This is a genomic window from Nevskiales bacterium (genome assembly GCA_035574475.1).
Classification (GTDB): Bacteria; Pseudomonadota; Gammaproteobacteria; order Nevskiales; family DATLYR01; genus DATLYR01.
In genome coordinates this window covers 1-9695 of the sequence record DATLYR010000138.1, presented here as the reverse complement: position 1 = coordinate 9695, position 9695 = coordinate 1, and the positions used below count along the sequence as shown (strand labels likewise).

The window sequence follows — 9695 nt, the reverse complement described above, 5'->3', positions numbered from 1 at the left end:
AAGAAGGTCATCCTGTCGGCGCCGTCCAAGGACGACACGCCGATGTTCGTGTTCGGTGTCAACGATAAGACCTACGCCGGCCAGTCCATCATCTCCAACGCTTCCTGCACGACCAACTGCCTGGCGCCGCTGGCCAAGGTGCTGCACGACAAATGGGGCATCAAGCGCGGCCTGATGACCACCGTGCACGCCACCACCGCCACCCAGAAGACCGTGGACGGCCCCAGCAGCAAGGACTGGCGCGGCGGGCGCGGGATTCTCGAGAACATCATCCCGTCCTCGACCGGCGCGGCCAAGGCGGTCGGCGTCGTCATTCCGTCGCTGAACAAGAAGCTCACCGGCATGTCCTTCCGCGTGCCGACCTCCGACGTCTCCGTGGTGGACCTGACCTGCGAGCTGGAAAAGCCCGCCAGCTACAAGGAAATCTGCGCGGAGATGAAGGCGCAGAGCGAAGGCGCGCTCAAGGGCATCCTCGGTTACACCGAGGACAAGGTGGTGGCCACCGATTTCCGCGGCGACGCGCGCACCTCGATCTTCGACGCCGACGCCGGCATCCAGCTCGACCCGACCTTCGTCAAGCTGGTGGCCTGGTACGACAACGAATGGGGCTATTCCAACAAGTGCCTGGAAATGGTGCGGGTCGTCGCAAAGAAATGATCTTCACTCCTTCCCCTTGATGGGGGAAGGTTGGGATGGGGGTGGCCGCCCGCCGTTCACCCCCTCCCTGGCCCTCCTCCATCGAGGGGGAGGGAATGGGAGCATGAAATGACCATCCTCCGCATGACCGATCTCGACCTGGCCGGCAAGCGCCTGCTGATCCGCCAGGACCTCAACGTGCCGATCCACAACGGCCGCATCACCTCCGACGCGCGTCTGAAAGCCTCGCTGCCCACGCTCCAGCTCGCGCTGGAGAAAGGTGCCTCGGTGCTGGTGGTGTCGCATCTCGGCCGGCCCAAGGCCGGCAAGCTCGATCCCGAAGCCTCGCTGACGCTGGTCGCCGCCTGGCTGTCGCAGGCGCTGGGCCGCACCGTGCCGCTCATCAGCAACTGGATCGAGGGCGTGGCGCTGGCGCCGGGCCAGATCGCGCTGGGCGAGAACACGCGCTTCCTCAAGGGCGAGAAGGACGACGACGAAGCGCTGGCGAAGAAGATGGCGGCGCTGTGCGACATCTACGTGATGGATGCCTTCGGCACCGCACACCGCGCCGAAGCAAGCACCCACGGCGTGGCGCGCTTCGCGCCGGTGGCCTGCGCCGGCCCGCTGCTGGCGGCTGAGCTCGACGCGCTGGGCAAGGCGCTGGCGAACCCGAAGCGGCCGCTGGCGGTGATCGTCGGGGGCAGCAAGGTCTCGACCAAGCTCGACCTGCTCAACAACCTGGCCGCGATCGCCGACCAGATCATCATCGGCGGCGGCATCGCCAACACCTTCCTCGCGGCGGCCGGCCACCCGGTCGGCAAGTCGCTGTGCGAAACCGACATGCTGGATACCGCCCGCGCCATCCGCGCCAGGATCCAGGCGCGCGGCGGCGACATCCCGCTGCCCGTGGACGTCGTGGTGGCGACCGAGATCTCGGCCGAAGCCCGCGCCGAGGTACGCGACGTCGGCGAAGTGCAGGCCGACGAGATGATCCTCGACATCGGCCCGAAGACGCGCGCGCAGCTCGCCGCGCAGCTGAAGACGGCGGGCACCATCGTCTGGAACGGGCCGGTCGGCGTGTTCGAGTACGACGCCTTTGCCGGCGGTACCCAGGCCCTGGCGCAGGCCATCGCCGAGAGCCCGGCCTTCTCGCTGGCCGGCGGCGGCGACACGCTGGCGGCCATCGATAAATTCGGCGTCGCTTCGAGGATCGGCTACATCTCCACCGGCGGCGGCGCCTTCCTCGAGTTCCTGGAAGGCAAGACGCTGCCGGCCGTGGCGGTGCTGGAAGAAAGAGCTGCCCGCTAGGCGCACTGTCTTTCCTGTAGGAGCGCGTCCTACGCGCGACTCTTCGGAATGTCGCGTGCAGGGCACGCTCCTACAAGAAACCGCTTCTTTGTAGGAGCTTGCCCTGCAAGCGACTCTTGGGAATGTCGCCGACGGTCGGGTCGCGTGCAGGCACGCTCCTACAGAAGAGTGTGGTTCCATTCCCATGTTGTAGGAGCGCGCCCTGTGCGCGACTCTTGCTACCATCCGCCGATGGACAACCCCGGACACCGCGCGTTGCGCAGGGGCCGGGTGTCGCTGCCACGCCATGTTTACCACGTGACGTTCGCGACGCAGGGACGCCGACCTCTGTTCTGTTCGCTGGCTGCCGCCCGGCAGGTTGCGCGCGCGCTCAACGATCCCGCCGTCATGCAGGGCGCTCGCAGCCTCGCCTGGTGCCTCATGCCCGACCATTTGCACTGGCTGCTGCAATTGGGCGATCACGACACTCTGTCGCGGCGGGTCCAGGCCCTGAAGTCGGTGACCAGCCGCGCCCTGCGCCGGACCGGCGTCCAGGGCGATGTCTGGTCCAGGGGATTCTATGACCATGCCGTGCGCAGGGAAGAAGATCTGCGGGCGATGGCGAGATATATCGTTGCCAACCCGCTGCGCGCGGGCCTGGTCGAGACGATTGGCGATTATCCGCACTGGGATGCGATCTGGGTGTAGTAGGAGCGCGTCCTGCGCGCGACTCTTCGGAATGTCGCGCGCAGGGCGCGCTCCTACAGAAAGAGGTGGTTCCGTTCCGTGTTGTAGGAGCCGGCCCTGCCGGCGACTTTTGGGAATGTCGCGTACAGGGCACGCTCCTACAAGACGCATCGGTAGCCGGGATTTCCGTTCTGGCGCGTCAATGCGGCATCTGCGGTACCCTAGGATCCTGCGTCCCAACCCCCACCTCTGGATAGATCCATGCGTTTCGAAGGCACCCAGGACTACGTCGCCACCCGCGACCTGATGATGGCGGTCAACGCCGCCGTGACCCTGCAGCGCCCGCTGCTGGTCAAGGGCGAGCCCGGCACCGGCAAGACCCGCCTGGCCGAGGAGGTCGCCAAGGCGCTCAAGCGCCCGTTCTACGAGTGGCACATCAAGTCCACCACCAAGGCCCAGCACGGCCTCTACGAGTACGACGCGGTGTCGCGCCTGCGCGACTCGCAGCTCGGCGACGCCAAGGTGCACGACATCCGGAACTACATCGTCAAGGGCCGGCTGTGGGAGTGCTTCGAGAGCGAGGAGCAGGCGGTGCTGCTGATCGACGAGATCGACAAGGCCGACATCGAGTTCCCCAACGATCTGCTGCGCGAGCTCGACCGCATGGAGTTCTTCGTCTACGAGACGCAGGAAACCATCCGCGCGAAGAAGCGCCCGATCGTGGTCATCACCTCCAACAACGAAAAGGAGCTGCCGGACGCCTTCCTGCGCCGCTGCTTCTTCCACTACATCCGCTTCCCGGACAAGGAAACGATGGCGAGAATTGTGGACGTCCACTACCCCGGCCTGAAGAAGGACCTGCTCAAGGAGGCCATGGACGTGTTCTTCGAGCTGCGCGAGATCCCGGGGCTGAAGAAGAAGCCCTCGACCTCGGAACTGCTCGACTGGCTCAAGCTGCTGCTGGCCGAGGACATCCCAGCCGAGGCGCTGCGCGAGAACGACCTCAAGAAGACCCTGCCGCCGCTGTACGGCGCGCTGCTCAAGAACGAGCAGGACGTGCACCTGTTCGAGCGCATCGCCTTCATGGCCCGGCGCGCGCAGTAGGGACATCATGCCCGCTGCCTTTAATTCTTCCTGTAGGAGCCTGCCTGCAGGCGATTCTTGCTCGCGCGTAGGACGCGCTCCTACGTTGGGCTAGAAATGCTGATCCCGTTCTTCTTCGCCCTGCGCGAAGGCGGCCTCAAGGTCGGCCTGACCGAGTTCCTGACCCTGCTGGAGGCGCTCAAGCAGCGCGTGGCCTTCGCCAGCATCGACGACTTCTATTACCTGTCCCGCACCTGCCTGGTGAAGGACGAGACCCAGTTCGACCGCTTCGATCGCGTGTTCGGCGCCTATTTCAAGGGCATCGAACAGGCGCTCGGCCTTGCGCCCGGCCAGATTCCCGAGGAATGGCTGCGCAAGATGGCGGAGAAGAACCTCACCGAGGAGGAAAAGAAACTGATCGAGGCGCTGGGCGGCTGGGACAAGTTGATGGAGACCCTCAAGCAGCGTCTGGAAGAGCAGAAAGAGCGGCACCAGGGCGGCAACAAGTGGATCGGCACCGCCGGCACCTCGCCGTTCGGGGCCTACGGTTTCAACCCGGAGGGCGTGCGCATCGGCCAGCAGGGCTCGCGCAACCGGCGCGCGGTCAAGGTCTGGGACCAGCGCGAGTACCGGAACTACGACGATACGCGCGAGCTCGGCACGCGCAACCTCAAGCTTGCACTGCGCCGGCTGCGCAGGTTCGCGCGCGAGGGTGCGCAGGAAATTCTCGACCTGGACGACACCATCCGTTCCACCGCGCGCAACGCCGGCTGGCTGGACATCAAGATGGTGCCGGAGCGGCACAACGCGGTGAAGGTTCTGCTGTTCCTCGACGTGGGCGGCTCGATGGACGACCACGTGCGTGTCTGTGAGGAGCTGTTCTCGGCGGCCAAGACCGAGTTCAAGCACCTGGAATACTTCTACTTCCACAACTTCGTGTATGAATTCGTGTGGAAGGACAACAGCCGCCGCCACGGCCAGCGCACGCCGACCTTCGACGTGATGCACAAGTACGGGCACGACTACAAGCTGATCTTCGTCGGCGACGCCACCATGAGCCCGTATGAGATCGTCCACCCGGGCGGCAGCGTCGAGCACTGGAACGAGGAGGCCGGCAGCGTCTGGATCAAGCGCCTGCTCGACACCTACCCGCAGGCCATCTGGCTCAATCCGGAGCCGGAAAACCGCTGGGAATACACCCCGTCCATCCAGATCACGCAGGAGCTGATGGGCGACCGCATGTTCCCGCTGACGCTCGAGGGCCTGGATCGCGGCATGCGCCTGCTGGGCAAGTGACGGAGAAGCCGCAGGCTTCTCCGTCACCCCGGCGCAAGCCGGGGTCCAGCGTCTTGGAAGTAGGAGCGCGCCCTGCGCGCGACATTCCAAGCCTCGCCTGCAGGGCAGGCTCCTACCCGGAGAAGCCGCCGGGTTCTCCGGCGCCTGCCATCTGCGCTAGAGTTGATGAGAAAAACAACCCCAAGAAGGAGTCCGCCATGACTGCCTCCATCTCCGTACTGCTCGGCTATACCGCCTGGACCCTGGCCCTGGTTTTCGGCTATGTGCTCTACCGCACCGGGGTGGTGATGCTCGGTAAGACGCCCGCCAACAGCTGGACCCGCGGTGCGCAGACCTGGCAGGATCCGCCCGTCATCACGCGCATCCAGCACGCGCACCTGAACTGCGTCGAGAACCTGCCGCTGGTTGCGGCAGTCATCCTCGCCGCGCAGGCGCTCGGGCAGGGCGCGGTCACCGACGGGCTCGCCTGCTGGCTGCTGGCGGCGCGCATCGCGCAATCCGTGGTGCACATCATCGCGGTCAACCACTGGATGGTGTTCCTGCGTGCCACCCTGTGGACGGTGCAGGCCCTGATCCTGATCTGGTGGCTGCTCAAGCTGGGCCAGCTGGTGTAAGCCCGCCAAGCCAGAACGCGTAACATGCGGTACCTGCTCGGGCTGCCGCTGGGCCTCGTCGGCCTGGCGGCGGCCCTCATCCTGATTGGCAGCCAGTGGGTCGTGTATAGCAGTGCGCCTTATGTTTACAGCGACATCCGGGCGCTGCCGGCGAACGATGTCGGCTTGCTGCTCGGCACCAGTCCGTACAGCCGCAAGGGCAACGAGAGCACGCTGTTCCAGCACCGCATCGAGGCGGCCGCGGCGCTGTACAAGGCCGGCAAGATCCGTCATGTGCTCGCCTCGGGCGCCAATCCCGACCACACCTACAACGAGCCGCGCAAGATGTACTACGCGCTGGTCGAGGCCGGCGTACCGTCCGAGGCCATCACCCTCGACTTCGCCGGCTTCCGCACGCTGGACTCGGTGATCCGCGCCAGCGCAGTGTTCAAGCTGGAACGCTACACGGTGATCTCGCAGCGTTTCCACGTCTATCGCGCGGTATTCATTGCCCGCGCCCACGGCGTCCCGGCGATCGCCTACGCGCCGCCGGAAGTCAGCGACAAGCAGCGCCGCCGCATCATCGCGCGCGAGATGCTGGCGCGGGTGAACGCCGTTCTCGACGTATTCCTGCTCAAGACACGCCCGCGCTTCCTCGGCGAGCCGGTGCCGATCAACCTTGCGCCGGCGGTCGAGATCCCGGAGCGGCCGGCCGCAGCGGGCGGCAAGAGCGCGCCTCAGCCGGCGCGCGCATCCCGCGATTCGCGATAAACCGTCGGCGCCTGCCCGGTCCAGCGGCGGAAGGCGCGGGTGAAGCTCGAGGTGTCGGAGAACCCCAGCAGGTAAGTGATTTCGCTGATCGTGTACTTGGGGTCCTGCATGTAGGACAGCGCCAGCGCGCGGCGGGTGTCGTTGAGGATCTGCTTGTAGCTGGTGTTCTCGGCCGCCAGTCGGCGCTGCAGGTTGCGCAGGCTCATGTGCAGGCGCTCGGCCACCTTCTCCTGCGTCGGCTCGCCCAGCGAGAGCATCTCCACCAGCACCGCGTGCACACGGTGGGTGACGTTGCTGCGCTCGTAGTGCGCGAGGTACTTCACCACGATCTCGTCGTTGTGCCGCGCCAGCTCCGGGTTGGCGCCTTCCAGCGGCTGCTCGAACGGCGCGCGCGCGAAGGCCATCAGGTTCTCGGCGGCGCCGAATGCCAGCGGCGCGCGGAACACGCGCTCGAAGGCGGACGGATCCGGCGGCGCCGGCCGGCACAGCGTGACCCGCAGCGGCGCGAATTCGCGCCGGTACAGCGCCCGGCACATGCGCAAGTTCACGGACATGAAGGCATCGATGGCCTCGGGCGCCGGCTGCGGCCCGGCCGGATCGATGCGGATGACGAAGTGATACTCCTCGCCCCGCCGCCGGAACTCCAGCTCGGCGGCGTCGGTGACGATGCGGAAGTAGCGCAGCAGCCGCTCGAAGGCGTCCTTCAGCGTGGCGCTGGCCACCAGCGAATAGCCCAGCGCGTGGAAGGTGGTGGGCGTCACATGGCTCGCCACCGTCAGCCCGAAGGCGGGATTGCCGGTGGCCGCCACCGCCAGCCGCCACAGCCGGGTGGTCGCCTCCACCGGGTAGCGGGCATTTGGATTGTCCAATTCGGCCAGATCCAGCCCGGCCTTGATAAACAAGGGCTTGGCATCGTGACCGGCGGCCTCCAGGGCCTTGCGGATGGCGCGGGCCCAGCTGGTCAGGGCGGTGGCGGTACGGGGCATGCGGGCGGCGGTTGGTTGAAGTTGTCGCGTCCGGTCAACAGCTTGGCGTGTTCGGGCCAGCTTGTCATTGACCGTTTTTTCAGAATAGGCCCGTCTAAACCCCCAGCCGCACGGAGATGGGCCATGAACGCAACGCTGAACCCCGCGCAGATGACCGATGCGCAGAAGACCGCCCACATCAAGAAGGTGGTCACCGAGGCCGGCAACCGCCTCAAGGCCCAGTACCCGATCCTGCAGCGGCAGGACGCCATCGGCGTCGCCGTCATGCTGTTTTCGCTGGCCGGCATGATCGGCAGCGGCGTGGCCTACTACCACGGCCTGATCGCCTGGTGGGCCTGCATCCCGCTGGTGGCGCTGTTCGCGTCCTTCATCCATGAGCTGGAGCACGACCTGATCCACCTCATGTACTTCCGCAAGAAGCCCTGGGCCAACAACCTGATGCTGCTCATCGGCTGGATCGCGCGCCCGAGCACGATCAGCCCCTTCGTGCGCCGCCGCCTGCACCTGCATCACCACAAGCACTCCGGCACCGAGTCCGACCTCGAGGAGCGCGGCATCACCAACGGCGAGCGCTGGGGCCTGCGGCGCCTCCTGATGACCGGCGACAACATGCTGGCCATCTACCTGCGCCCGCTCAAGACCAAGAAGATGGTGCGCGCCTTCATCCAGGCGCAGAAGCCGCGCGACGCGGCCGAGCTCAAGGCGCTGATCAAGGAGCAGGTGCGCGGCTACTGGCCGCTCGGCAACCTGCACTACCTGCTGTGGCACGGCTTCATCGTGTTCCATGCCGTGGATCTCACTGCCGCCGCGTTCGGCGCGCCGATCGCCTGGTCGGCCGGCGTGCAGTCGGTGATGGGCGTGGTCGATTTCCTGGCCGTGGTGTGGCTGGCGCCGAGCGCGCTGCGCACCTTCTGCCTGCACTTCGTCAGCAGCAACATGCACTACTACGGCGACGTCGAGGACGAGAACATCATGCAGCAGTGCCAGGTGCTCAACCCCTGGTGGATGCTGCCGTTCCAGCTCTTCTGCTTCAACTTCGGCAGCACGCACGCGATCCATCACTTCGTCGTCGGCCAGCCGTTCTATCTCCGCCAGCTGGTAGCCCGGGATGCGCACCAGGTGATGCGCGAGATGGGCGTGCGCTTCAACGACTTCGGCAGCTTCCGTCGCGCCAACCGCTTCCACCGGACGTCGGCACGGGTGGCGGAGCCCGCCAGCACCTGAGGGCTTCCGCGGCCTTATTTGTCGCGCGCAGGGCGCGCTCCTAACGGCAAGCGTAGCAATCAATACGTGCAGGAGCCTGCCCTGCAGGCGACGGCTGATTGCGCGCTAAACTGTTCCCAGGCTTTGCCTGAGCAGGAGCGCCATGCCGCCTGCCGAGCCGGCGGAATCCGACATCCCTGATCTGCGCGCGGCCATCCGGCAACGCTGTCGGATGGACGAAGCCGAGGCCGTGCGCGAGCTGCTGCAGGCGGCGGCCTGCGATGCGGCCATGGCCGACCGCATCCAGTCGCGCGCGCGCCGATTCATCGAAACCGCCCGCATGCAGGGCCGCCGGCGCGGCGGGCTGGATAGCTTCCTGCATGAATACGACCTGTCCTCGCAGGAGGGCGTGGTCATGCTGTGCCTGGCCGAGGCGCTGCTGCGCATCCCCGACACCGGCACCGTGGATGCGCTGATCCGCGACGTGCTCGGCCGTGCCGACTGGCAGCGCCACCTCGGTCAGGCCGACTCGCTGCTGGTCAACGCCGCCACCTGGACGCTGCTGCTGACCGGCCGGTTGCTGCGGCCCGCGGAAATCGCGGGGCTGGCGCCGGTGCTGCAGCGCGTCCTCGCGCGCAGCAGCGAGCCCGTCGTGCGCGAGGCGCTGCGCCAGGGCGTGCGCCTGCTCGGCCGGCACTTCGTGCTGGGCGAAACGCTGGACGAGGCGCTGGCGCGGGCGCATGAGCTGGAGGGCCGCGGTTACCGCTTCTCCTACGACCGGCTCGGCGAGGCGGCGCTGACGGCGGCCGACGCGCAGCGCTACTGCGACGGCTACGCCGCGACCCTTGCCGCACTGCGCGGTGCTGCCGATGCCGGCGTGTCGGTCAAGCTGTCCGCGCTGCACCCGCGCTTCGAGTACGCACAGCGCGAGCGGCTGCGGCGCGAGCTCGTCCCGCGCCTGCGCGACCTGGCCCTGCAGGCGAAGGCGGCCGACCTTGCCCTCACCGTGGATGCGGAGGAGGCCGAGCGCCTGGAGCCGACGCTGGACGTGTTCGCGGCGGTGTTCCGCGATGCGGCGCTCGGCGACTGGGAGGGATTCGGGCTGGCGGTACAGGCCTACCAGAAGCGCGCGCCCGCCGTCATCGACTGGCTG

General features: G+C 66.9%; 10 protein-coding genes. 9 read left to right on the top strand and 1 reads right to left on the bottom strand.

The window, feature by feature from the left end; translation table 11 throughout:
* The 7 genes from VNJ47_08030 to VNJ47_08000 form a co-directional block, all read left to right on the top strand.
* The coding region (locus VNJ47_08030) for a type I glyceraldehyde-3-phosphate dehydrogenase (protein HXG28782.1) at positions 1-657 on the top strand (657 nt) is incomplete at its 5' end.
* A gap of 108 nt (positions 658-765) precedes the next feature.
* Positions 766-1944 carry a phosphoglycerate kinase gene (locus tag VNJ47_08025; protein ID HXG28781.1) on the top strand — a complete coding sequence of 393 codons (1179 nt, stop codon included), beginning with the start codon at positions 766-768 and terminating at the stop codon, positions 1942-1944.
* Between the two features lie 231 nt (positions 1945-2175).
* Entirely contained in the window at positions 2176-2631 is a 456-nt protein-coding gene (locus VNJ47_08020; protein ID HXG28780.1) for a transposase, read from the top strand.
* A 240-nt stretch (positions 2632-2871) separates the two neighbouring features.
* On the top strand, positions 2872-3714 hold the full coding sequence (locus VNJ47_08015; GenBank protein HXG28779.1) for a MoxR family ATPase: 843 nt from the start codon (positions 2872-2874) through the stop codon (positions 3712-3714).
* A 96-nt stretch (positions 3715-3810) separates the two neighbouring features.
* Positions 3811-4989 (top strand): VWA domain-containing protein, encoded by a 1179-nt coding sequence (locus tag VNJ47_08010; protein HXG28778.1) that lies wholly within the window; start codon positions 3811-3813, stop codon positions 4987-4989.
* A gap of 197 nt (positions 4990-5186) precedes the next feature.
* Entirely contained in the window at positions 5187-5603 is a 417-nt protein-coding gene (locus VNJ47_08005) for an MAPEG family protein (GenBank protein ID HXG28777.1), read from the top strand.
* Positions 5604-5627: 24 nt separating this feature from the next.
* Complete coding sequence (locus tag VNJ47_08000) at positions 5628-6353, top strand: ElyC/SanA/YdcF family protein (GenBank protein ID HXG28776.1); 726 nt, start codon at positions 5628-5630, stop codon at positions 6351-6353.
* Here the strand turns inward: VNJ47_08000 and VNJ47_07995 are convergent.
* On the bottom strand, positions 6320-7339 hold the full coding sequence (locus VNJ47_07995) for an AraC family transcriptional regulator (protein HXG28775.1): 1020 nt from the start codon (positions 7337-7339) through the stop codon (positions 6320-6322). The two genes, VNJ47_08000 and VNJ47_07995, sit on opposite strands and share 34 nt — an antisense overlap.
* A 123-nt stretch (positions 7340-7462) precedes the next feature.
* On the opposite strand from VNJ47_07995, the gene VNJ47_07990 reads away from it, so the two are divergent.
* Together VNJ47_07990 and VNJ47_07985 are read left to right on the top strand one after the other, a co-directional pair.
* Entirely contained in the window at positions 7463-8563 is a 1101-nt protein-coding gene (locus tag VNJ47_07990) for a fatty acid desaturase (protein ID HXG28774.1), read from the top strand.
* 142 nt (positions 8564-8705) lie between these two features.
* Positions 8706-9695 (top strand): proline dehydrogenase family protein (locus VNJ47_07985; protein ID HXG28773.1); only part of this gene is annotated, 990 nt, incomplete at its 3' end.